Below are 23,964 nucleotides of genomic sequence, written 5' to 3' on the forward strand. Positions count from 1 at the left end.
TACATGTGGTTTTGTTCTTTCAAATTTAGCTTTACCCATTTTTCTTATTCCTCCTTTAATAATAACTATTTATCTACAATTTCATCCAATATACTCTGTGGTACTGGAGCATAATGATCAAATTCCATTGAGTATACTCCTCTTCCTTGAGTGTTTGAACGAAGATCTGTCGCATAACCAAACATTTCTGCTAAAGGCACAAATGCATTTACTACTTGAGCACCACTTCTTAGTTCCATACCTTCTATTCTACCTCTTCTAGAACTAACATCTCCCATAACATCTCCCATGTATTCTTCAGGCATTACTACTTCTACCTTCATCATAGGTTCTAAAAGTACAGGATCTGCTTTAGCCATACCTTCTTTAAAGCCCATTGAAGCAGCTATCTTAAAGGCCATTTCATTTGAGTCTACGTCATGATATGATCCATCAAAAAGAGTTACTTTTACATCTAACACTGGGAAGCCAGCAATTATACCTGATTGCATAGTTTCTTGAATTCCATTATCTACTGAGTTTATATATTCCCTAGGTACTGATCCACCTACTGTAGCATTTACAAACTCATATCCTTCTCCAGCTTCTTGTGGTGTAAGTCTTAATTTAACATGACCATATTGTCCACGTCCACCAGATTGTCTTACATACTTTCCTTCTGCTTCTACTTCTTTAGAAATAGATTCTTTATAAGCAACTTGTGGGTTACCTACATTTGCTTCTACTTTAAACTCTCTTAGGAGTCTATCTACAATTATCTCTAAGTGAAGTTCACCCATTCCAGCAATTATAGTTTGAGCTGTATCCTCATCAGTATATGTTCTAAATGTAGGGTCTTCTTCAGCAAGCTTTGCAAGTGCTGCACCTAGTTTATCTTGACTTGCTTTAGTTTTAGGTTCTATAGCTACATGGATTACTGGTTCTGGGAACTCCATATTTTCTAGGATTATTGGATCATCTTCAACACAAAGTGTTTCTCCAGTACCTGTATCTTTAAGTCCTACTACAGCAGCAATATCTCCTGCATATACTTCTTCAACTTCTTCCCTCTTGTTAGCATGCATTAATAAAAGTCTTCCAACTCTTTCTCTTTTACCCTTTGTAGAGTTCAATACATAACTTCCAGCTTTTATACTTCCAGAATATACTCTAAAATAAGCAAGCTTTCCTACATAAGGATCAGTTACTATTTTAAATGCTAATGATGAAAATGGAGCATCATCATCCGCTGGTCTAGAAAGTTCCTCTTCTCCATCTATGCTAGTACCTTTAATAGCTGGTATATCAAGCGGTGAAGGTAAGTAAGATATTATAGCATCTAGTAAAGGTTGAACACCTTTATTTTTATAAGCAGTACCACATAATACTGGTGTGATTTCTACGTCAAGTGTAGCTGTTCTAATACCCTCTATTATTTCTTCTGTTGTAAATTCTTCCCCTTCAAGATATTTTTCCATTAAATTCTCATCATTTTCTGCTATAGCTTCTATAAGTTTTTCCCTATGCTCTGCAGCCATTTCCTTTAAATCCTCTGGAATATCTACTACCTCTATATCTTGACCTAAGTCATCATTGTAAATTCTTGCATTCATATTTACTAAGTCTACGATACCTTTAAAAGTATCTTCTGCCCCTATTGGCAATTGTATTGCAACTGGGTTTGCCTTAAGTCTGTCTTTCATCATTTGTATTGTTCTAAAATAATCAGCACCTGTTATATCCATCTTGTTTACAAATGCCATTCTTGGTACATTATATTTATCGGCTTGTCTCCATACTGTTTCAGATTGAGGCTCTACCCCACCCTTAGCGCAAAAAACTGCTATTGCTCCATCAAGCACTCTAAGGGATCTTTCAACTTCAACCGTAAAATCCACATGTCCTGGTGTGTCTATAACGTTAATTCTGTGGTCATCCCACATACATGTAGTAGCAGCTGAGGTTATTGTTATTCCTCTTTCCTGCTCTTGTTCCATCCAGTCCATTTGAGCTCCACCCTCATGAGTTTCACCTATTTTGTGTATTTTACCTGTATAAAATAAAATTCTTTCGGTGGTGGTTGTCTTTCCTGCATCAATATGAGCCATTATGCCTATGTTTCTTGTTTTTTCTAGTGAAATTTTTCTTGGCACAATTTTTCCTCCTTATAATTTCTTAACCTTATCCACACCTTTAAAACGATATTATTACCATCTATAGTGTGCGAAAGCCTTATTAGCTTCGGCCATTTTGTGAACTCCTTCTCTTTTCTTAACACTTGCTCCCACTCCATTTGAAGCATCAAGAAGTTCTTTGGCTAATCTATCAACCATATTCTTCTCTCCTCTTTTTCTTGAGTAAGTCACAAGCCATCTAAGTCCTAATGTTTCTCTTCTTTCTGCTCTCACTTCTATCGGAACTTGGTAAGTTGCCCCACCTATTCTTCTAGCTTTTACTTCTAAAACAGGCATTATATTGTTTAACGCTCTGTAAAACACCTCTAGAGAATCTTCGCCCGTTTTTTCGCCTATATCTGTTAAAGCATCATAAACTATATTTTGAGCAATCCCTTTTTTTCCATCTAACATTATATTGTTAATTAATTTGGTTATGATCACATCATTATAAATTGGATCTGGCATAACCTGTCTTTTTGGTACATGTCCTTTTCTTGGCACTTTTCTTCCCTCCTTAACTATAAAAAAGTAAATTCATTGGTACTCGATGAATTATTCACCGTGTGCGCCAAATGCATCTATATTAACGGAATAATTATTCCTGCACTTTGCACAATTATTTCTTAGATTTTTTTGCACCGTATTTAGAACGAGACTTTTGTCTTCCTTCTACTCCAGCTGCATCTAAGCTACCTCTTACAATATGGTATCTAACACCTGGTAAGTCTTTAACTCTTCCACCTCTTATAAGAACAACACTATGTTCTTGTAAGTTGTGGCCAATTCCTGGTATATATGCTAAAACTTCCATTCCATTTGTAAGTCTTACTCTAGCAACTTTTCTTAGTGCTGAGTTAGGCTTTTTAGGAGTTACAGTTCTTACAGCAACACATACACCTCTTTTTTGCGGTGAGTTAACAGTTGTTGTTTTCTTTTTTAAAGTATTTAAGTTTACTCCTAAAGCTGGAGTCTTAGATTTTGAAACAACACTTTTCCTACCTTTTCTAATCAATTGATTAATTGTTGGCATCTAGGCACCTCCTTATTTAATTTATATTAGTAACGCAGCTGTAGCTGCATTAATATCAATTCCACATGCATCGCCTAATTCCTTCATAGTATAAACTTTTTCAATCGGGATTTTATGTTCTTGGCAAAGCAATATAATATCTTGTGTAATCTTATTTTCAGCATCTTCTGCTAGATAGACCTGACTTGCTTCAGAAGAAGTAATAGCTCTTTTGACCTGCTTTACTCCAACTACCTTTTTATTGCAATCTAATCTCTCGGTCATAAACTTTCCCACCTTTTAAACATTCTAAAGATTATGTGGCGATTGTGCCACATAATCTTTATGTTACTAGATTGATTTCAAGTTTACACACTCACTTATTTTATCATCAGTTATTTTCTATGTCAATAGATTTTTCTTCTAATAGTTTAATATTTTCCTCAGCTACTAATTCTACTTGTCTATATCTTCTCATTCCTGTTCCAGCTGGGATAAGTTTTCCTATGATGACATTTTCCTTAAGACCCAATAGATGATCTTCTTTACCTTTTATAGCAGCATCTGTTAAAACCTTTGTAGTTTCTTGGAAAGAAGCTGCTGAAAGGAATGAATCTGTTGCAAGTGAGGCTTTAGTTATTCCTAGAAGTGACCTTTTCCCATTTGCAGGCGCTCCTTCTGATTTTAGAACATTTTTATTTTCACTTTCGAATTCATGGAAATTAACTAAGCTGCCTGGTAACATATCGGTGTCTCCAGAGTCTTCAATTTTAATTTTAGATAGCATTTGTCTAATTATTATTTCAATATGCTTATCATTTATATCTACACCCTGAAGCCTATATACCCTTTGAACCTCTTTCACTATATAGTCTTGAACTCCTCTTAATCCTTTAATCTTCAATATATCATGAGGATTTACAGACCCTTCTGTAAGTTCATCGCCCGCTTCAACGAAGTCTCCTTTTCTAACTTTTAATCTAGAACCATATACAATATTATAGCTAGCTGTTTCTCCATCATTAGCAGTTATAATTACCTCTTTTTTCTTTTTAGTCTCTTGGATACTAACCTCTCCAGAGATTTCCGAAATAATTGCAAGACCTTTAGGTTTTCTAGCTTCAAAAAGCTCTTCAACCCTTGGTAGACCTTGGGTTATATCAGATGCTGATGCAACTCCTCCTGTATGGAAAGTTCTCATCGTAAGCTGAGTTCCAGGTTCTCCTATGGATTGAGCTGCAATAATTCCTACAGATTCACCAATGCCAACTGATTCTCCTTTTGCAAGGTTTATTCCGTAGCAATGGGCACAAACTCCAAACTTTGCATGACAGCCTAAAACTGATCTTACCTTTACTTCTTTTATACCTATTTCTTCAATAAACTCTGCTTGTAACTCCGTAATCATTTCATTTTTACCAACTATAATCGTTCCATCTTCAGGGTTTACTATATCATCAAAGGCATATCGTCCCTCTAATCTATCTTTTAATTCTTCTATAACTTCATTTCCATCTGCAAAGACCTTAACTGGTAGATATTCATCAGTACCACAATCTTCTTCTCTTACTATTACGTCTTGACTTACATCTACAAGTCTTCTAGTTAGATATCCTGAATCCGCTGTTCTTAAAGCAGTATCAGCAAGTCCTTTTCTAGATCCATGAGTAGATACGAAGAACTCAAGTACAGATAAACCTTCTCTAAAGTTAGCTTTTACAGGAACTTCTATCGTTCTACCAGATGCACTAGCCATAAGCCCTCTCATACCAGCAAGCTGCCTGATCTGGTTTTTACTACCTCTTGCTCCAGAAACAGCCATAATGTACATATTGTTTTCAGAGTCTAGGTTATCCATTAAAACATCTGTTACTTCATCAGTAGTTCTGTTCCATATCTCTATTACTTTTTCATATCTTTCATCATCTGATATAAGTCCTCTTCTATAGGACTTTTCAAACTTTTCAACTTGCTTTTCAGCCTTCTTAATAAATTCATGCTTTTCTTGAGGTACATATATATCACCAATAGAAACTGTTACAGCACCTACCGTTGCATATTTGAAACCTGTTTTCTTCACATAATCAAGCACTTCAGCTGTTATATTATTTCCATGCTTTCTAAAGCATCTTTCTATTATATCTCCAAGTTTACTTTTATCTACTACTTGGTTTACCTCTAGTGAATAAGGATCTTTTTCTCTATCTACAAATCCTAAATCCTGTGGTAGTTTTTCATTTAATATAAATCTACCAACAGTACTTTCTACAAGTTTACCCCTATCATTTTCATCCATTTTTATCTTTACTTTGACTTTAGCATGTATGCTTAATTCTTTATTATAATAAGCAATAATCATCTCATCATAACTTTTAAATATCTTACCTTCTCCTAATTGTCCTTCCTTTTCCATGGTCATGTAATAACTTCCAAGTACCATATCTTGAGTAGGAGTTGTTATAGGTTTACCATCTTTAGGAGCTAGTATATTATTAGTAGAAGCCATTAATAATCTCGCTTCAGCTTGAGCCTCTGTTGAAAGTGGAACGTGAACAGCCATTTGGTCACCATCAAAGTCAGCATTATATGCTGTACAAGCTAAAGGATGAAGCTTTATAGCTTTTCCTTCCACTAGAACCGGTTCAAAAGCCTGTATTCCTAACCTGTGAAGTGTAGGTGCCCTGTTTAATAGTACAGGATGGTCTTTAATAATAACATCCAACACATCCCAAACTTCAGGCTTTACTCTTTCCACCATTCGTTTAGCAGATTTTATATTATGAGCATGGTCTTGTCTTACAAGTTCCTTCATAACGAAAGGTTTAAATAATTCAAGAGCCATTTTCTTTGGTAGACCACATTGATAAAATTTAAGTTCTGGTCCTACAACTATTACAGATCTACCAGAATAATCTACCCTTTTACCAAGCAAGTTCTGTCTAAATCTTCCCTGTTTTCCTTTTAACATATCTGATAAAGATTTTAAAGGTCTATTTCCAGGTCCAGTAACAGGTCTACCACGTCTACCATTGTCTATAAGAGCATCTACAGCCTCTTGTAACATTCTTTTTTCATTTCTAACTATTATATCCGGCGCACCTAAATCTAAAAGTCTTTTAAGTCTATTATTTCTGTTTATAACTCTTCTATAAAGATCATTTAAATCAGATGTTGCAAATCTTCCACCGTCAAGTTGAACCATTGGACGAAGATCTGGAGGTATAATTGGTATAGCATCTAGTATTATCCATTCAGGTCTATTACCTGATCCTCTAAACCCTTCAACAACCTCTAGTCTTCTAGTAATTCGTATCCTTTTTTGTCCAGTAGCATCTTTAAGTCCAGCTTTTAATTCTTTAAATTCTTCTTCCAAATCTATTTTGGATAATAGGACCTTCATAGCTTCTGCACCCATCATGGCTTTAAATTTGCCAGGATATTGTTCTTGATAATCTCTATATTCTGCTTCAGTAAGAAGTTGTTTTTCATAAAGAGGCGTATCACCTGCATCTACAACTATATAAGATGCAAAATATAGTACCTTTTCAAGCGCTCTAGGGCTCATGTCTAATATAAGCCCCATTCTACTTGGAATTCCTTTAAAGTACCAAATATGAGAAACAGGAGCTGCAAGCTCAATATGTCCCATTCTTTCTCTTCTTACTTTAGATTTGGTAACCTCAACCCCACATCTATCACAAATTATACCTTTGTATCTTATTCTTTTGTATTTACCGCAATGGCACTCCCAATCTTTAGTAGGGCCAAAGATCTTCTCACAAAACAGTCCCTCTTTTTCTGGTTTTAAAGTTCTGTAATTTATTGTTTCTGGTTTTTTTACTTCTCCTTTAGACCATTGTCTAACCATCTCTGGGGAAGCCAATCCAATTCTAATTGAATCAAAGTTATTTAGTTCAAACAAGGAGCACTTCTCCTTTCTATAATAAATTAATTAAAGAGTCCATCTATACACTCTTTACCTGTCGTATTTATAATTTTATCAATTCTTTTAAGACCTTTTCTAATCTTCATCTTCATCTTCCATAATAAAGCCAGAAGGTAGATCTTTTCCAAGTCTTTTTATTCCCTTTACTGGGGTATCTTTCTTCTTATCTTCGTCCTCAGAATTTAGTCCTTCTCCAATAAGCTCTAAATCTGTTAGTTCATCTTCTACTGATTCCTTAAATTCTACTTCAGATTTATCTTCACTTAAAACTTTCACATCTAAAGCAAGACTTTGTAATTCTTTTATAAGAACTTTGAAAGATTCAGGTATTCCTGGTTCTGGTATGTTTTCACCTTTGACTATAGATTCATAGGTTTTTACTCTTCCAACTATATCATCAGACTTAACAGTTAATATTTCCTGTAAAGTATGAGCCGCTCCATAAGCTTCAAGGGCCCAAACTTCCATTTCACCAAATCTTTGTCCACCAAATTGTGCCTTACCTCCTAGAGGTTGTTGTGTAACTAAAGAATAAGGTCCCGTAGATCTAGCATGTATCTTATCATCTACAAGGTGATGAAGTTTTAGCATATACATATATCCAACAGTAACAGGTCCATCAAAGAATTCTCCATTTCTACCATCACGAAGTTGGATCTTACCATCTTCTGGATAGCCTGCTTTTTTAAGAGCTTCCATTATATCGTATTCATTAGCTCCATCAAATACTGGAGTCGCTACATGCCAACCAAGTTTTTTAGCAGCAAGTCCTAAGTGTACTTCTAAAACCTGACCTAGGTTCATACGAGATGGTACTCCTAATGGGTTTAGTACTATTTGTACCGGTGTACCATCTGGTAAATAAGGCATGTCTTCTTGAGGAAGTATCCTTGATATTACACCTTTATTTCCATGACGACCACACATCTTGTCCCCTACACTAATCTTCCTTTTAGTTGCTACATATACCTTAACAGTCTGATTTACACCAGGAGAAAGTTCGTCTCCATTGTCTCTAGAGTATATTTTTACATCAACTATAATTCCTGCTTCACCGTGTGGAACACGTAGAGACGTATCCCTAACTTCCCTAGCTTTTTCTCCAAATATAGCTCTAAGAAGTCTTTCTTCAGCAGTAAGTTCAGTTTCTCCTTTTGGAGTAACTTTTCCAACTAGAATATCTCCAGCTCCAACTTCTGCACCTATTCTTATAATTCCTCTATCGTCAAGATCTTTTAGCATATCTTCCCCAACATTTGGAATATCTCTTGTAATCTCTTCAGATCCAAGCTTTGTATCTCTAGCTTCAGATTCATATTCTTCTATGTGTACAGATGTCAATGAATCTTCTGTAACAAGTTCTTCACTTAAAAGCATAGCATCCTCATAGTTATATCCTTCCCAAGTCATAAATGCAATTAAGATATTTTTACCTAGTGCTATTTCGCCCATATCTGTACTCGGTCCATCAGCTATAACTGTACCTCTAGTTACTTTTTCGCCTTCTTTAACTATAGGTCTTTGATTTATTGTAGTACCTTGATTTGATCTTTTAAACTTTAGTAGTTTATGTCTATCTACCTTCCCATCCGAATCTCTTTTTACAAGAATTTCATCCGAACTTACTCTTTCTATAACACCATCAGAAGAGGATACGATTACAACTCCAGAATCTTTAGCTGATCTATATTCTATACCCGTACCTACTATAGGAGCTTCTGATTTTAGAAGAGGAACTGCTTGCCTCTGCATGTTGGCACCCATAAGTGCTCTGTTTGCATCATCGTTTTCTAAGAAAGGTATCATCGCAGCACCAATTGATACTATTTGTTTTGGTGATACATCCATATAATCTATTTGACTACTTGGGAATATATCTACCACTCCGTTTTTACCTCTAGCTACTACTCTTTTATTTTCAAATTTGTTGTCTTCAGTTAACGGTTCATTTGATTGGGCTATTATAAAGTCATCTTCAAGATCTGCCGTTAAATACTCTATTTCTCCTGTAGTTCTACCTTCACCTTTTTCAACCATTCTATAAGGAGCTTCTAAAAATCCATATTCATTTATAGTTGCATATGTTGTAAGTGAAGTTATAAGTCCGATATTTGGGCCCTCAGGAGTCTCTATAGGACACATTCTACCATAGTGTGAATGGTGTACGTCCCTTACCTCAAATCCAGCTCTGTCACGACTAAGTCCACCCGGTCCTAGCGCTGACATTCTTCTTTTATGAGTAAGTTCAGCCAATGGATTAGTTTGATCCATAAACTGTGAAAGTTGAGAACTACCAAAGAATTCTTTAATAGAAGCTACTACTGGACGAATGTTTATTAGAGCTTGTGGAGTTGTTACTTCCACGTCTTGAATAGTCATTCTTTCCCTAACTACTCTCTCCATCCTAGATAGACCTATCCTAAACTGATTTTGTAATAACTCTCCTACAGATCTAAGCCTTCTATTACCAAGATGATCTATATCATCTGTGTTTCCAACCCCATCAAATAAATTAAATTCATAATTTATACTAGCAACAATGTCATCTACCACTATATGCTTTGGAAGTAATTCTTTTACTCTTTCTTCAATAGCCTTTTCTAACTCATCTTCATCTTCATAAGTCTCAATAAGCTCCTTCATAAGTGGATAATATACCTTTTCTTTTAATCCCAAATGTTCTACTGAAAATGGTAAATTAAAAGATTTTACACTTACAAAATTGTTTCCAACTACTCTTACTCTTTTATCATTCACTAGTATATCTACTACATTTATACCAGAGTTTTCTATTTCAATAGCTTTATTTCTTGAAATTTTTTCTCCTTTTGTTGTAAGTATTTCTCCAGTTTCGGAGTTTACTATATCATCTGCAGAAACTCTATCATAGATTCTATTGAATAAAGCTAACTTTTTATTAAATTTATATCTACCTACTTTTGCTAAGTCATATCTCCTAGGATCAAAAAACATATTTGTTATAAGAGATTTTGCACTATCAACTGTAGGTGGTTCACCCGGTCTTAATTTTTTATATATTTCTAAAAGTGCTTCTTCTTCTGTCGTGGTATTATCTTTTTCCAGAGTCTTTAATATATGTTCTGATTCTCCCAACACTTCTATTATTTGACTATCACTAACAATATTTAAAGCTCTTAATAATACAGTTATAGGAATTTTCCTAGTTCTGTCAATTCTAACGTATACTACATCCTTTGAGTCTGTTTCATACTCAAGCCACGCTCCTCTATTAGGAATAACTGTCGCGGAATATAGTCTCTTACCCGTTTTGTCTATACTCTCCTTATAGTATGAACCAGGAGAACGCACTAATTGACTTACTACAACTCTTTCAGCTCCATTGATAATAAATGTACCTTTTCCAGTCATTAGAGGCAAGCCACCCATAAATACTTCTTGTTCCTTTACTTCACCAGTTTCTTTATTTATAAGTCTTACCTTAACCTTTAATGGTGCAGAATAATTTGCATCCCTCTCTCTTGCTTCGTCTTCATCATATTTTAAAGTATCTTCAACATGATAGTTAACAAACTCTAATATGAGATTACCCGTATAATCTTGTATTGGTGAAATGTCATCAAACACTTCCTTCAAACCTTCATTTACAAACCATTCATAAGAAGAATTTTGAACTTCAATTAAGTCTGGAAGGTCTAATACTTCATTAATACGAGAGTAACTCATTCTGACTCGTTTCCCAAGTGTTACAGGATGTACCATAAAAAAATTCACCCCTCATTAAACTAAAATATCCAAAAGCATAAAATACTTTTGGTAATACTTCTAAACTATTTAATAATATTGACCTATATTGTATTTTTTATACAAAAGGTCATATTAGTCCTTATTATGCAATATATTATACTAACATACTTGAAAAGTCATGTCAAACTTATTTCAGTAAAAACATTAAAATAAAAAAGGCTCTCTTATCTGAAAGCCTTTTAATTTTAAACTATTTTACTTCTACGCCTGCTCCTACTTCTTCTAATTTAGTTTTCATTTCTTCTGCTTCTTCTTTTGAAGCTCCTTCTTTAACTGCTTTTGGAGCATTGTCTACTAATTCTTTTGCATCCTTTAATCCAAGTCCAGTTATTTCTCTAACTGCTTTTATAACTTTGATTTTTTGATCTCCTGCTGATGTTAACATAACATCGAACTCAGTTTGCTCTGCTGCTGCTGGAGCTGCTTCTCCACCTGCTGCTGGAGCTGCTGCCGCTGCTGGAGCTGCTGCGCTAACACCAAATTCTTCTTCTAAAGCTTTTACCAATTCTGATAATTCTAATACTGTTAATCCTTTTACTTCTTCCATTAAGTTTGTTACTTTTTCGTTTGCCATTTCTATAATACCTCCATAGTTTTTTATTTTAATTTATGCACTTTTTTCTTTTTCTTCCGCTATAGCATTTAATGCTATAGCAAGAGATCTTATTGTACCTTGTAATACATTTGTAAATCCTTGTATAGGTGCATTGAAGCCACCAAGCGCTTGAGCAATAAGAACTTCTTTTGATGGAAGTTTTGCAAGATTATTAACTCCTTCTACGCCAATAATTTTTCCATCTACTATTCCAGCTTTTATTTCTAGTTTCTCATTGTCTTTTATAAATTCAGAAGTTATTTTAGCCGCATTAACTGGATCATCATATCCAAAAGCTATAGCGGACGGTCCTTTTAAGTATTGGTTGAAGTCTTCTAGACCTGAGTCTTTAAATGCAAATCTCATCATAGTATTTTTATATACTTTATAGTCAACCCCAGCTTCTCTATATCTGCTTCTAAGTTCTGTGATTTGTTCAACATTTAGTCCTCTATAGTCTACTAATACTACTGATTCAGATTTTTGAATTTTTTCTTTTATCTCTTCAACATTTTCCGTTTTAGCCTTAAGAATTTGTTCTTTCATTTGCTTCACCTCCTAAGTTTTAAAAATAATAAAAGTCTCTACGTAGACACGTAGAGACCATTTAAATCTAAAAATTTAAATTATATCGCTCTTACCTCGGTAGGGAATTTAAACCAATGGTTCCTACTGTCTACAGTTTATTATTTATTTGACTTTTAAAGTATATCAAAGTCTTTATATATTGTCAATAGTTTTAATCTATTAATTTCTGAGCATTAACTTTAATACCAGGTCCCATTGTACTAGCAACAGTCACTGATTTTAAATATTTTCCTTTAGCAGCTACAGGTTTTGCTTTTACTAAAGCATCCATCATAGCTAAAAAGTTTTCTTTTAGTTTTTCTTCTCCAAAAGAAGCTTTACCTATAGGTGCATGAACTATACTCGCTTTATCAACTCTATATTCAACTTTACCTGCTTTGATTTCTTTAACAGCTTGTTCTATATCAAAAGTTACAGTTCCAGATTTTGGGTTTGGCATTAAACCTTTAGGTCCTAATACTCTACCTATTCTACCTACAACTCCCATCATATCAGGAGTAGCAACTACAACGTCAAAATCTAACCAACCTTCTTCTTGAATTTTAGCTACTAACTCATCGCCACCTACAAAATCAGCTCCTGCATCTTCAGCTTCTTTGATTTTATCACCTTTTGCGATAACTAGGACTTTTCTAGTTCTACCTGTACCATGAGGTAGTACTACAGCGCCCCTAACTTGTTGATCTGCATGTTTTGGATCTACTCCAAGTCTTACAGACAGGTCAATAGTTTCATCAAATTTAGCCTTAGCAGTTTTCAATACTAATTCCATAGCTTCATCAATACTATAAACATTGTGTCTATCAACTAAATCTAAAACTTCTGTATATCTTTTACCTTTTTTTGCCATGTATATTCCTCCTTGTGGTTTTAACGGATACTCCTCCCACCTTTATTGTATATTCTTAACCTTCTACTTGTACTCCCATACTTCTTGCAGTACCAGCAACCATTTTCATAGCTGATTCAACATCTGAAGCATTTAAGTCTTTCATTTTAAGTTCAGCTATCTCTCTAACTTTTTCACTAGAAATTTTAGCAACTTTAACCTTATCAGGTTCAGCTGATCCTGATTCAAGATTAGCAGCTTTTTTAATTAAAACTGAAGCTGGTGGTGTCTTAGTAATAAAAGTAAACGATCTATCTGCATATACAGTGATTACTACTGGTATAATAAGACCTGCTTGTTCAGCAGTTTTCGCGTTAAATTCTTTTGTAAATTGCATGATATTTATTCCGTGAGGCCCCAATGCAGTACCAACAGGTGGTGCAGGAGTTGCCTTTCCAGCAGGAATTTGTAATTTAACCATGCCTGCGACTTTTTTTGCCATAAGTCTTCTACCTCCTCATATCTTTGTGGTTTAGCGGGATTATCCCTCCCACTTCCTTAATTCATCTATTTTAAAAGTAAACTTTTAAAAACTACATCATTTCTATTTGATTAAAATCTAGTTCAACTAGTGTTTCTCTTCCAAACATAGAAACAAACACTTTAACCTTACCTTTTTCAAGGTTTATGTTTTCTACAGTACCCATAAAACTTTCAAACGGACCAGATATAACCTTTATTACATCTCCTAGTTTGAAGTCTATTTGAGGTACACTTTTTTCTTGAACACCAAGAGCTCTTACTTCACTTTCAGATAGTGGAACTGGTTTTGAATCAGGTCCCACAAAACCTGTAACACCCCTAATGTTTCTAATTAAATACCAAGATTCATCTGTTATATGCATTTTTACTAATACATATCCTGGGAAAAGTTTTCTTTCTTTTACAACTTCTTTACCATTCTTTTTATCTATATATTCTTCTGTAGGAACAGCTATCTCTAGTATTACATCACTCATGCCACGGTTTTCAACCATTTTTTCTAAGTTGGCACTTACCTTGTTTTCATAACTTGAATAAGTATGAACAACATACCATCTGGCATCTTCTATATTTTTTTTAGTTTCATTGTTTTCAGCCATATATTGTGAGACCTTAAAGGCCATTACCTCCTTAGTTACTTATATAAAAAGTGCAAGCAGTCTATGTATACCAATGTCTAGTAGGTAAACAATTAAAGAGATGATTCCACTTATTAGTATGACCACACCCGTATAGTTTATTAATTCTTTCTTATTCGGCCAAATTACTTTTTTCATTTCAGATTTTACACCTTTAAAGTAAGTTGACATTTTGCCCTTTTTAGCATCAGTTTGAGCTGCCATATACTTCACATCCTAACTTTGACTTATTTTGTTTCTCTATGCACTGTGTGAGCATCACAATATTTACAATATTTTTTAAGCTCAACTCTTTCAGTTGTATTCTTTTTATTCTTTTTAGAAACATAATTTCTTTGTTTACAATCAGTACATGCTAATATAATTCTATCTCTCATTTAATACACCTCCTAAAATTATATGTCAAATCTATATCAATTCCTATTATGTCTATATATAATAATATTACCTATATAAACTATCACAAATAAAAATTTATGTCAATATTTTTTATCTGCATTTCAAATTTTATAAATATAGGAGTATAAAGATTTTCCTTTCTATTTCTTTTAATCCTCTATATCTTATTCAAATTACCCAAATAAAAAAAGGAAGGAGAACCCCTCCTTTTTTTAATGTATTAACCTAATACCTTAGTTACTACTCCTGAACCTACTGTTCTTCCACCTTCACGTATTGAGAATCTTAATCCTTCTTCTATTGCGATTGGTGTTATTAGTTCTATTGTAAATTTAGCGTTATCTCCTGGCATTACCATTTCTACGCCTTCTTCTAATGCTATATCTCCTGTTACATCTGTTGTTCTAAAGTAAAACTGTGGTCTATATCCGTTGAAAAATGGAGTATGTCTTCCACCTTCTTCTTTTGATAGTACATATACTTCAGATTCGAATTTTGTGAAAGGTTCTATTGATTTAGGCTTTGCTAGTACTTGCCCTCTTTCAATTTCTTCTCTTTGTACTCCTCTTAGAAGTGCTCCGATGTTATCTCCTGCTTGTGCTTCATCTAGTAGTTTTCTAAACATTTCTACCCCTGTTACTACTACACTTCTTGGTTTTTCTGTCATTCCTACTATTTCTACATCTTCTCCAGATTTTACTACTCCTCTTTCTACTCTTCCTGTAGCTACTGTTCCTCTTCCTGTGATTGAGAATACGTCTTCTACTGGCATCAAGAATGGTTTGTCTGTATCTCTTACTGGAGCTGGGATCCACTCGTCTACTGTTTTCATTAGTTCTACGATTTTATCTCCCCATGGTCCATCTGGTTCTTCTATTGCTTTTAGTGCTGAACCTACTGTTATTGGAGTATTGTCTCCGTCAAAGTCATATTCAGATAAAAGTTCTCTTACTTCCATTTCTACTAATTCTATTAGCTCTTCATCATCTACTTGGTCTTCTTTGTTTAAGAACACTACTATTTGAGGAACTCCTACGTTTCTTGATAGTAAGATGTGTTCTCTTGTTTGTGGCATTGGACCGTCTGCTGCAGATACTACTAGGATTGCTCCATCCATTTGTGCTGCTCCTGTTATCATGTTTTTAACGTAGTCAGCGTGACCTGGACAGTCTACGTGTGCATAGTGACGAGCATCTGTTTCATATTCTACGTGTGATGTAGATATTGTGATTCCTCTTTCTCTTTCTTCTGGTGCCTTATCTATGCTTGCATAGTCCATAGATTCACCTGATCCAAATCTTTTGTTTAGTACTATTGTTATTGCTGCTGTTAGAGTTGTTTTACCATGGTCTACGTGACCTATTGTTCCTATGTTTACATGTGGTTTTGTTCTTTCAAATTTAGCTTTACCCATTTTTCTTATTCCTCCTATTAGTTTGATTATTTAAGTAAACTCATCCGCGTGTTTCTTATTTGCTAATTATTAAATCATGGAGCCCACAACCGGATTTGAACCGGTGACCCCTTGCTTACCATGCAAGTACTCTACCTACTGAGCTATGTGGGCCAGCTTCTAAGTATTTTACTATCAAAATTCTATTTTGTCAATAGATTTATAGACTTATTTTATGATTACCTCGATAAATTTTCTTTTGATTCTTTGAAGGGCATTATCAATACATTTTGTGTTTTCATTTATCTCAAAAGAGATTTCTTCGTAAGTCTTACCTTCTAAATATTGTCTGAAAACCTTAAATTCAAGTTCACTTAATATACTATTAATCTTTCTTTCCATTTTTTTAAATTCTTCACCATTTATATAAACTTCCATAGGATCCGATATTTTATTTTCTTCTATTATCTCTATTAAAGGTATCTCCGTTTCTTCCTTATATGCAGCTTTATTTAATGATATATAAGAATTTAAGGGTCCATGTTTTTTTCTAGTAGCTTTTTTTATAGCAGTAATTATTTGCCTTTTTATGCATATCTCTACAAAATAGATAAAAGGTGTAAGCTTATCTTCATTATAATCTTTAATAGCATTAAAAAGACCTATCATACCTTCTTGGATAATATCATCTTTTTCCCCACCTACTAGAAAGTAAGGTGTCGATTTAGATATTACAAATCTTTTGTACTTATTAATTAAATAGTCGAGTGCTAATGAATCACCATTCTTTGCAATTTCAACTATGTCTTCATCTTTCATGTATTCATATTTTGTTGATTTATCATTATATAGTCCAGGTGTCACAAGCATCTCTCCTATAAAACATAATCATACTTATATATAAGTATAGATACTCTTACAATAAAGGTCAAGCTTATCTTGGCTTTTTATTCCAGCCTTCCAATTTATTTAATAATTTATCATCTAATCTTCCAAGAGAATTATCATTTTTTCGATTAGAATACTTCATTTCTTTATTTACTAATCTCATTTCATTTTTTATTTCTAGTTCCAATTCTCTTGCAGATATACGAGTGCCACCACGTGATAAGACTATTTGTTGTTCTAGCCAGTCAGAAGTTGCAACTCGTATCCTTCTTATACGTCCTACTTTATCAAGTGTTCTTTCAATATAGTGGTCTGCTGTTTCATTTTCTTTTGTGAAAATAACTTTTATACCTTTATAATCAATCTTATTTCCTCTATTCTTCCTTACAAAATGAGCATCAAAGACTACAATTATTTCTATACCAGAATAGTGATGATATTCTGCCAATGTTTCAATTAGCTCTTCTCTCGCTTCCTCCAAACTAACAGCCTGTTTTTTCTTTAAATTTTCCCATGTATTTATTATGTTGTAGCCATCAACAAATAAATATTCTTTTCCTCTATTCCTTTTTCTTTTTTTCATCATTTTGCCTTACCACTTCATATATTAATATTGCAGCAGAGGTAGAGGCATTAAGAGATGATATATTTCCAAACATTGGTATCCTTATAAGTACATCACATTTTTCACTTACAATTCTAGATATTCCCTTGCCTTCATTTCCAATAACTAGTCCAACTGCTCCTGTCAGGGATTCCTTATAATAATAGTTTTTTCCTTTTAAATCTGCTCCATATATCCAAAGCCCCTTGTCTTTCAATATCTCTATAGTCTTTGAAATATTTGTAACTTCACTAACTAAGACATGGTTTACAGCACCTGCAGAAGATTTATAAACAGTTTGATTGACTCTTGCCGATCTTCTTTTAGGAATTATAACCCCATGAACTCCAGCACATTCACAAGTTCTTATTATAGCCCCTAGATTATGCGGATCTTCAATTTCATCTAAGATAACTATAAATGGATTCTCATCTAACACTTTTGCTTTTTCAAATATATCCTCTATAGTAGAATATTTAAATCCAGTTACAAGTGCAGCCACTCCTTGATGGACCTTACCTTCACTTAGTTCATCAAGTTTTGACTTATTAACTTCTTGTATTACTATGTTTTTATCTTTTGCTTTTCCCAATATTTTTTTGATAGAACCCTTACGATCACCTTTTAATACATATATCTTATCTATTTCTTTTTCTGTTTTAAGAAGTTCTAAAACCGGATTTCTTCCTATTACATATACCTCTTCCATTTATTTTAGACCTCCTTTAAATCTTTTTCTCACATTTACAATATCTCCGCATGTCATATCACCTTCAGGACAACTACCCTTTGTGCATCCTGGACCTGCATCTTTAAATAAAGCCGGATAAACCTTTTGAACTAATTTTAACATTTCTATAGCAAGTTCTCTTATCTCCCATTGAGCCCTGTTACAAGTTCTGAGTCTAAAAAAGTTCAAAAGAACTCTAGCATTCATAGTGAAAACAATTTTTGTTTCACAAGCATTAGGAAAGACATATCTAGCATCTTCTATTGCTTCTTTTTCAGCTTTACTTTTAGCTTTTTTTTCAGAAAGTCCATCTGAAATATAACGGTTTAAATGTTTTTCATATAATATATCTGTAATTTTATTATAATAATGTGTATCTTTTTCCATAGCCTCTATAAATATTTTTTTAGCCTCTTTATCATTTTTAATCTCAGGAGGTATTACATATTTAAAGTCTGAAAGTTTTACATATCTTTGTGATTGCTGTGAGTAACTTGCAATCCTATGTCTTACAAGCTGATGAGTAAGTGTCCTAGAAACACCTTCTGCACCAAATGTAAAGCTTATATGTTCAATTGGGCTTTCGTGGCCTAAATCAACTAACATGTTTAAAAAAGACTCTGTCTTTTCCTCTGTCAAACCTTCTTCTATATCCTTTATACTCGAATCTGAATAGCAAAGCTTGGCAGCAGATGCTATAAGTTTTTCTCCTTGAGGAGTGTATCTTAATAATTTTACCTTTAACATTTTTTCCTCCCTTTATATAGCTAAATTTATCTATTAATCTTCTGTAATAGCTTTAAATATTTCTTCTAGTCTTAAGTCTTGATCCGTAAGATAAAGATATCCAAATAAAGCTTCAAAGCCAGTAGCATATTTATAATCTATAAGATTTGCATTTTTAGGATTTGAATGAGATTTTGTATTTCTCCCTCTTTTTACTATAGCCTTTTCTTCTTCACTTAAAACATCTTCAAGTTTATGAACTATTTTAGACTGCGCTTCTGCTTTTACATATTTGGTAGCCTTTCTATGAAGACTATTTACCGAAAGATTTTTACCTAAAAGAAAAGTTCTTACCATAAGTTCATAACATGCATCTCCTACATATGCCAATTGGAGAGGACTCATCATTTTTACGTCCTCCCTTGTAAGTGAATTGTTAACTGCCTTAAATATATTTCTATTTTCCATTATTATACTCTCTTCCATTTGACGCCATCTTTTGCATCTTCAAGTACTATACCTTTTTCTGCTAGACTATCTCTAATTTCATCTGCTAAGTTATAATCCTTTTCTTCTCGGGCTTTATTTCTTTTTTCAATAAGTTCTAATATTTCATCTTCTAGTATTTCATCTTTTTTACTCAATATACCAAGTACAGTTGTGATCTCTATTAAATTATTTAGAGCCTTTTCCAAAACTACTTTACTAGTGTCTTTATCAAAATTGGTATTTCCATACTTTACCAAATCAAATACACTGGCTATAGCATCAGCTGTATTTAAATCATCTTCCATAGCTTTTACAAATTTGTTTTTAAATTCTTCTGTTTTTTCTAAGTGTTCATTATCCTTTTCAGAAGAATCAACTTTAGCTGATTGTAAAAAATATTCCAAATTGTTTTTACCATTATATATTCTTTCTAACCCATGTTTCATATGATCCATAACTTCTCTACTAAAATTAATAGGCGATCTATATTGAGATGATAACAAGAAAAACCTCAATACTTCTAAGTCATATTCTTTACTTATATCTTTAATAGTAAAGAAATTTCCTTCTGATTTAGACATCTTTCTATTGTCTACAGTTATCATACCATTATGTAGCCAATAGTTTGCAAAAGCTCGCTCTGACAGTGTTTCTGATTGAGCTATCTCATTTTCATGATGTGGAAATTGAAGATCTTCACCACCTGAGTGAATATCTATAGTCTCTCCTAATATAGATTTAGCCATTACAGAACATTCTATATGCCAGCCTGGTCTTCCTTTGCCCCAAGGACTTTCCCAATATGGTTCACCAGGTTTTGCTTTTTTCCAAAGTACAAAATCCATAGGATTTCTCTTTTCTTTATTTATTTCAACTCTAGATCCACTTATTAAATCTTCTATATGTTTTTTAGATAATTTCCCATAATCATTAGCTTTTTCTATATTAAAGTATACATTCCCATCTACAATATATGCCGCATCTATTTCTATAAGCTGTTCTACAAATTCCATCATTTCTTTTATATAAGAAGTTGCCCTAGGGTTTACAGTCTTATATTCATATAGATTTAGACCATTAGCATCTTCCATAAAAGCTTCTATATATCTATCCGCTATTTTTTCTACGGTAGTGCCTTCATTATTTGCTTTTGTTATCATCTTATCATCGATATCAGTAAAGTTTACTACATATTCCACATCATATCCTTGATAAATAAAAAATCTGCGGAGAGTATCAAAGACAACTAGAGGTCTAGCATTTCCTACGTGGATATAGTTATAAACTGTAGGTCCACAGTTATACATCTTTACCTTTTTTTCATTAATTGGTATAAATTCTTCTTTTTTTCTTGTTAAAGTATTATAAAGTTTCATAAATATACCTCCTATTTTTTGTTTTAAAAAAACCTTTCGTCTCTATATAGAGACGAAAGGTTTTCGTTTGTCCACTCTAATAGACTTGTAAAGCCTATTTTCTAAACTTTTAACGCAAGTTTACGTCTCTTTCTACATATCGAAAAAGAAATTCAAAGGTGCATTTTCTATTTATTAAACACTTAAAACTCTTTTCAGCTTACAGGAGTTTCTCTCTAAAAGTTTTAATAAATTTACTTTCCTTATCATAATCTATAATCTTTTATTTTAAATAGTTGTTTTCTACATAGTCTATTCTTTCTAATATGTTTTGTTTACCTAAAAGATAAATTATTTTAGCAAACTCTGGACCATGAAGACTTCCAGCTAAAGCAACCCTTGTTGGCATAAATAATTTTTTTCCTTTTATACCAGTTCTCTTTTGTATCTTTTTCATAAGAGAAGCTGCATATTCTTCATCTATCTTTTCAATAAGGCTTAATTCTTCTCTCATAGCTTCCAATATAGTAAGAGTGCCTTCATCTTTTAAAGTATCTACTGCATCAGTTTCTACCTCAACTTCATTAGTAAACATAAATTGCACCCTATCTACTATTTCATCCATGTGATGCATACCTTCTCTTACTATATCTACTAGTATTTCAAGCCATTCTCTGTTTTCTTTTACAAACTTATCATCTATAAGATTAGCTTCTTTCATATAAGGTATGCTAAGATCTGTAATTCTTTCTATAGGTTCTTCCCTTATATAATGACCATTTACCCAATCTAATTTATCTTTATCAAATATTCCACCTGTTTTAGCAACTCTTTCAAAGCTAAACTTTTCTATCATATCTTCCATAGAAAGAATTTCTTCATTGTCTTCAGGACTCCAGCCAACAAGTGCTAAGTAGTTTACAAGACCTTCTGGTAAATAACCTTTTTCTCTAAAGTCGCCTACAGCAACATCTCCCTGTCTTTTACTAAGTTTTTTTCTTTCTTTATTTAATACAGTTGGAAGATGCACGTAAGTTGGTTTTTCCCATCCCAAAACCTCGTACAAGTAGATATGTTTTGGAGTAGAAGGAAGCCATTCTTCACCTCTTACAATATGAGTTATATTCATAAGGTGATCGTCTACAACAACTGCCATATGATAAGTTGGATATCCATCTGATTTTAGTAAAACCTGATCATCAATATCATCTGTATTTATAACTATATCTCCTCTTACTAGATCATGGAATTTTATGTCCTTATTTTTGGGAAACTTTAATCTAACAACATATTCTTCCCCATTTTCAATTCTTTCTTTAGCTTCTTCCAATGTAACATTTCTACAAAAACCATCGTATTTTGGAACAAGTCCTTTTATTTTTTGTTCTTCTCTTACACTATCAAGTCTCTCCTTGGAACAAAAGCAATAATAAGCATCACCTTGTTCTATAAGTTTATCGACATATTTTTTATATATATCCAATCTTTTAGATTGTATATATGGTCCGTATTCTCCTTTTTCTACTATCTTGCCATCTTCTATAAATACGCCTTCATCATATTCAATTCCTGACCATTCAAGTGCATTTATAAGGTTTTCAATTGCACCTTCTACATATCTAGTTTGGTCTGTATCTTCTATCCTTAAAATAAATTTCCCATTATTATGTTTTGTAAACAAGTGATTATAAAGAGCCGTTCTCAATCCACCAATATGCAAATAACCTGTAGGACTAGGAGCAAATCTCAATCTAAACTCTCCCACAATTCCACCTCCGCAATTTTCTTATCTTTTTAATCTTTTATTATTCATATTATATATTAAATCTATCTATATTTCAACAAAGCTTTACAGACTAGTAGGCAATTCATTTCTCTTAAATTCTTCCCCTATTTTTTCAAAAAGATCGTCAACACTTACATCTTCTTTTTCTCCTATTTCTCTAAGGGAATATTCAACCTTATTTTCTACTGCTCCCTTTCCTACTACAATCCTAATAGGTATGCCTATCAGGTCTCTATCATTAAACTTTACTCCAGCCCTTTCTTTTCTATCATCTAATAAAACTTCTACACCATTTTGTGTAAGCTTATTATATATTTCATTAGAAAGGCTCATTTGTTCCTCGTTCTTAGTATTTATAACTGTTATTATTACCTCATACGGCGCTACATTTAAAGGCCAAATTATGCCATTTTCATCATGCGACTGTTCTATTATAGCAGCTACAGTTCTAGTAACACCTATTCCATAAGAACCCATTACAAAGTGTTGTTCCTTACCATTTTTATCTAGATATTTTGCTCCTAACCCTTCAGAATATTTTGTGCCAAGTTGGAATATATTCCCTACTTCGATACCTCTTGCCAGTTGAAGTTTTTCATCACATTCTGGACATATATCTCCTTCTCTTACCATCAGTAAGTCTTCTACAACTTCACCTTCAAAATCCCTTCCATAGTTCGTACCTTTTAGGTGGACATCTGTTTCATTCCCTCCAACTATAAGGTTTTTTATCTTTGTGATTCTTGAGTCCACAAGAAGTCTTGTTCCCTCTTTTAATCCTACTGGACCTGTAAATCCTTTATTAGCCCCTGTAATTTCAAAAATTGTATCATCATCTGCCATTTCAACATCATGAGATCCAACTCCTAAATAGTTTTCTAACTTTACTTCATTGAGCTCCCTATCTCCAGGTATTAGAACAACAATAGGTTCTTCTTTAACAGATACAACTATTGCCTTTCCAAATGAAGATTTATCCATCCCGAAAAAGTCCTCTAATCCTTCTATAGTTGTAACATTCTTTGTTTCAACTTTTTCTAAAGCTAGTTCATCACTTTCTTTTTTTATATTATATACAACTGTAGCTTTTTCATCCGTAGCAGCATAATCACAATTATCACAATACGCCATAAAGCCTTCTCCAGCTTCACTAGTTGCCATAAACTCGTGTGATACTTTACCACCCATTGCACCTGTATCTCCTTGTACAACCTTATATTGAAGGTTTAAACGTGTAAATACACTATCATAAGCCTTCCACATCACATTATAAGCTTCAACCATAGCTTCATCATCAACATCAAAGCTATAGGCATCCTTCATGATAAATTCTCTCCCCCTCATAAGTCCAAATCTAGGTCTTTTTTCATCACGATATTTTGTTTGTATCTGATATAAATTTAATGGAAGTTGTTTATATGATTTTATTTCATTTTTTATTAAATTTGTAAAATATTCCTCATGGGTTGGTCCGAGGCAAAATTCTCTATCATTTCTATCTTTA

At 33.3% G+C, this 23,964-nt stretch carries 22 protein-coding genes, 1 tRNA gene and 1 other annotated feature; all 23 genes read right to left on the reverse strand.

Going from position 1 to position 23,964, the window contains the following annotated elements:
* Positions 1–65 precede the first annotated feature (65 nt).
* On the reverse strand, positions 66–2,132 hold the full coding sequence (gene fusA / locus ACTHW2_RS00845; RefSeq protein WP_442261821.1) for an elongation factor G: 2,067 nt from the start codon (positions 2,130–2,132) through the stop codon (positions 66–68).
* A gap of 54 nt (positions 2,133–2,186) precedes the next feature.
* Positions 2,187–2,657, reverse strand: coding sequence for a 30S ribosomal protein S7 (gene rpsG, locus ACTHW2_RS00850; protein ID WP_442261822.1), 471 nt, complete (start codon positions 2,655–2,657; stop codon positions 2,187–2,189).
* Positions 2,658–2,772: 115 nt separating this feature from the next.
* Positions 2,773–3,186 carry a 30S ribosomal protein S12 gene (gene rpsL, locus ACTHW2_RS00855; RefSeq protein WP_442261823.1) on the reverse strand — a complete coding sequence of 138 codons (414 nt, stop codon included), beginning with the start codon at positions 3,184–3,186 and terminating at the stop codon, positions 2,773–2,775.
* A gap of 21 nt (positions 3,187–3,207) precedes the next feature.
* Positions 3,208–3,450, reverse strand: a complete 243-nt coding sequence (locus ACTHW2_RS00860) for a ribosomal L7Ae/L30e/S12e/Gadd45 family protein (protein ID WP_442261824.1) — start codon at positions 3,448–3,450, stop codon at positions 3,208–3,210.
* A 106-nt stretch (positions 3,451–3,556) separates the two neighbouring features.
* The gene (gene rpoC, locus ACTHW2_RS00865) at positions 3,557–7,033 is read right to left on the reverse strand and encodes a DNA-directed RNA polymerase subunit beta' (RefSeq protein WP_442261854.1); all 3,477 of its coding nucleotides are present in this window, start codon (positions 7,031–7,033) and stop codon (positions 3,557–3,559) included.
* A 153-nt stretch (positions 7,034–7,186) separates the two neighbouring features.
* Entirely contained in the window at positions 7,187–10,852 is a 3,666-nt protein-coding gene (gene rpoB / locus ACTHW2_RS00870; RefSeq protein WP_442261825.1) for a DNA-directed RNA polymerase subunit beta, read from the reverse strand.
* A 235-nt stretch (positions 10,853–11,087) separates the two neighbouring features.
* Entirely contained in the window at positions 11,088–11,471 is a 384-nt protein-coding gene (gene rplL, locus ACTHW2_RS00875; RefSeq protein ID WP_442261826.1) for a 50S ribosomal protein L7/L12, read from the reverse strand.
* Between the two features lie 33 nt (positions 11,472–11,504).
* Positions 11,505–12,038, reverse strand: a complete 534-nt coding sequence (gene rplJ / locus ACTHW2_RS00880; RefSeq protein WP_442261827.1) for a 50S ribosomal protein L10 — start codon at positions 12,036–12,038, stop codon at positions 11,505–11,507.
* 19 nt (positions 12,039–12,057) lie between these two features.
* Positions 12,058–12,192: a sequence feature (ribosomal protein L10 leader region), on the reverse strand.
* A 39-nt stretch (positions 12,193–12,231) separates the two neighbouring features.
* Positions 12,232–12,930 carry a 50S ribosomal protein L1 gene (rplA, locus tag ACTHW2_RS00885; RefSeq protein ID WP_442261828.1) on the reverse strand — a complete coding sequence of 233 codons (699 nt, stop codon included), beginning with the start codon at positions 12,928–12,930 and terminating at the stop codon, positions 12,232–12,234.
* 55 nt (positions 12,931–12,985) lie between these two features.
* Complete coding sequence (rplK, locus tag ACTHW2_RS00890; protein WP_442261829.1) at positions 12,986–13,411, reverse strand: 50S ribosomal protein L11; 426 nt, start codon at positions 13,409–13,411, stop codon at positions 12,986–12,988.
* 91 nt (positions 13,412–13,502) lie between these two features.
* On the reverse strand, positions 13,503–14,051 hold the full coding sequence (nusG, locus tag ACTHW2_RS00895; RefSeq protein WP_442261830.1) for a transcription termination/antitermination protein NusG: 549 nt from the start codon (positions 14,049–14,051) through the stop codon (positions 13,503–13,505).
* Positions 14,052–14,090: 39 nt separating this feature from the next.
* Positions 14,091–14,294 (reverse strand): preprotein translocase subunit SecE, encoded by a 204-nt coding sequence (secE, locus tag ACTHW2_RS00900; RefSeq protein WP_442261831.1) that lies wholly within the window; start codon positions 14,292–14,294, stop codon positions 14,091–14,093.
* 23 nt (positions 14,295–14,317) lie between these two features.
* On the reverse strand, positions 14,318–14,467 hold the full coding sequence (gene rpmG / locus ACTHW2_RS00905) for a 50S ribosomal protein L33 (protein ID WP_442261832.1): 150 nt from the start codon (positions 14,465–14,467) through the stop codon (positions 14,318–14,320).
* Positions 14,468–14,709: 242 nt separating this feature from the next.
* The gene (tuf, locus tag ACTHW2_RS00910; protein ID WP_442261833.1) at positions 14,710–15,903 is read right to left on the reverse strand and encodes an elongation factor Tu; all 1,194 of its coding nucleotides are present in this window, start codon (positions 15,901–15,903) and stop codon (positions 14,710–14,712) included.
* 77 nt (positions 15,904–15,980) lie between these two features.
* Positions 15,981–16,056 (reverse strand) — tRNA-Thr (locus ACTHW2_RS00915).
* A 54-nt stretch (positions 16,057–16,110) separates the two neighbouring features.
* On the reverse strand, positions 16,111–16,746 hold the full coding sequence (gene sigH, locus ACTHW2_RS00920) for an RNA polymerase sporulation sigma factor SigH (protein ID WP_442261834.1): 636 nt from the start codon (positions 16,744–16,746) through the stop codon (positions 16,111–16,113).
* A 70-nt stretch (positions 16,747–16,816) separates the two neighbouring features.
* Entirely contained in the window at positions 16,817–17,353 is a 537-nt protein-coding gene (locus ACTHW2_RS00925) for an NYN domain-containing protein (RefSeq protein ID WP_442261835.1), read from the reverse strand.
* The gene (rlmB, locus tag ACTHW2_RS00930; RefSeq protein WP_442261836.1) at positions 17,331–18,083 is read right to left on the reverse strand and encodes a 23S rRNA (guanosine(2251)-2'-O)-methyltransferase RlmB; all 753 of its coding nucleotides are present in this window, start codon (positions 18,081–18,083) and stop codon (positions 17,331–17,333) included. The genes ACTHW2_RS00925 and rlmB overlap by 23 nt, the downstream gene beginning before the upstream one ends.
* Positions 18,084–18,851 (reverse strand): FAD-dependent thymidylate synthase, encoded by a 768-nt coding sequence (thyX, locus tag ACTHW2_RS00935; protein ID WP_442261837.1) that lies wholly within the window; start codon positions 18,849–18,851, stop codon positions 18,084–18,086. It abuts the gene before it with no gap.
* Between the two features lie 33 nt (positions 18,852–18,884).
* Complete coding sequence (locus ACTHW2_RS00940) at positions 18,885–19,316, reverse strand: Mini-ribonuclease 3 (protein ID WP_442261838.1); 432 nt, start codon at positions 19,314–19,316, stop codon at positions 18,885–18,887.
* Positions 19,301–20,695, reverse strand: coding sequence for a cysteine--tRNA ligase (gene cysS / locus ACTHW2_RS00945; RefSeq protein ID WP_442261839.1), 1,395 nt, complete (start codon positions 20,693–20,695; stop codon positions 19,301–19,303). The genes ACTHW2_RS00940 and cysS overlap by 16 nt, the downstream gene beginning before the upstream one ends.
* Before the next feature lie 262 nt (positions 20,696–20,957).
* Entirely contained in the window at positions 20,958–22,439 is a 1,482-nt protein-coding gene (gene gltX / locus ACTHW2_RS00950) for a glutamate--tRNA ligase (RefSeq protein WP_442261840.1), read from the reverse strand.
* Between the two features lie 84 nt (positions 22,440–22,523).
* On the reverse strand, positions 22,524–23,964 hold a 1,441-nt coding region (locus ACTHW2_RS00955), incomplete at its 5' end, for a proline--tRNA ligase (protein WP_442261841.1).

The sequence above is a fragment of the Tissierella sp. genome (assembly GCF_052089545.1).
Taxonomy (GTDB): domain Bacteria; phylum Bacillota; class Clostridia; order Tissierellales; family Tissierellaceae; genus Tissierella_A.

Coding starts and splice junctions, on each gene's coding strand:
- rpsL (WP_442261823.1), bottom strand. CDS start 3,186: ATGCCAACAATTAATCAATTGATTAGAAAAGGTAGGAAAAGTGTTGTT.
- ACTHW2_RS00860 (WP_442261824.1), bottom strand. CDS start 3,450: ATGACCGAGAGATTAGATTGCAATAAAAAGGTAGTTGGAGTAAAGCAG.
- rpoC (WP_442261854.1), bottom strand. CDS start 7,033: ATGGTTAGACAATGGTCTAAAGGAGAAGTAAAAAAACCAGAAACAATA.
- rpoB (WP_442261825.1), bottom strand. CDS start 10,852: ATGGTACATCCTGTAACACTTGGGAAACGAGTCAGAATGAGTTACTCT.
- rplL (WP_442261826.1), bottom strand. CDS start 11,471: ATGGCAAACGAAAAAGTAACAAACTTAATGGAAGAAGTAAAAGGATTA.
- rplJ (WP_442261827.1), bottom strand. CDS start 12,038: ATGAAAGAACAAATTCTTAAGGCTAAAACGGAAAATGTTGAAGAGATA.
- rplA (WP_442261828.1), bottom strand. CDS start 12,930: ATGGCAAAAAAAGGTAAAAGATATACAGAAGTTTTAGATTTAGTTGAT.
- rplK (WP_442261829.1), bottom strand. CDS start 13,411: ATGGCAAAAAAAGTCGCAGGCATGGTTAAATTACAAATTCCTGCTGGA.
- nusG (WP_442261830.1), bottom strand. CDS start 14,051: ATGGCTGAAAACAATGAAACTAAAAAAAATATAGAAGATGCCAGATGG.
- secE (WP_442261831.1), bottom strand. CDS start 14,294: ATGGCAGCTCAAACTGATGCTAAAAAGGGCAAAATGTCAACTTACTTT.
- rpmG (WP_442261832.1), bottom strand. CDS start 14,467: ATGAGAGATAGAATTATATTAGCATGTACTGATTGTAAACAAAGAAAT.
- tuf (WP_442261833.1), bottom strand. CDS start 15,903: ATGGGTAAAGCTAAATTTGAAAGAACAAAACCACATGTAAACATAGGA.
- ACTHW2_RS00925 (WP_442261835.1), bottom strand. CDS start 17,353: ATGAAAAAAAGAAAAAGGAATAGAGGAAAAGAATATTTATTTGTTGAT.
- rlmB (WP_442261836.1), bottom strand. CDS start 18,083: ATGGAAGAGGTATATGTAATAGGAAGAAATCCGGTTTTAGAACTTCTT.
- thyX (WP_442261837.1), bottom strand. CDS start 18,851: ATGTTAAAGGTAAAATTATTAAGATACACTCCTCAAGGAGAAAAACTT.
- ACTHW2_RS00940 (WP_442261838.1), bottom strand. CDS start 19,316: ATGGAAGAGAGTATAATAATGGAAAATAGAAATATATTTAAGGCAGTT.
- cysS (WP_442261839.1), bottom strand. CDS start 20,695: ATGAAACTTTATAATACTTTAACAAGAAAAAAAGAAGAATTTATACCA.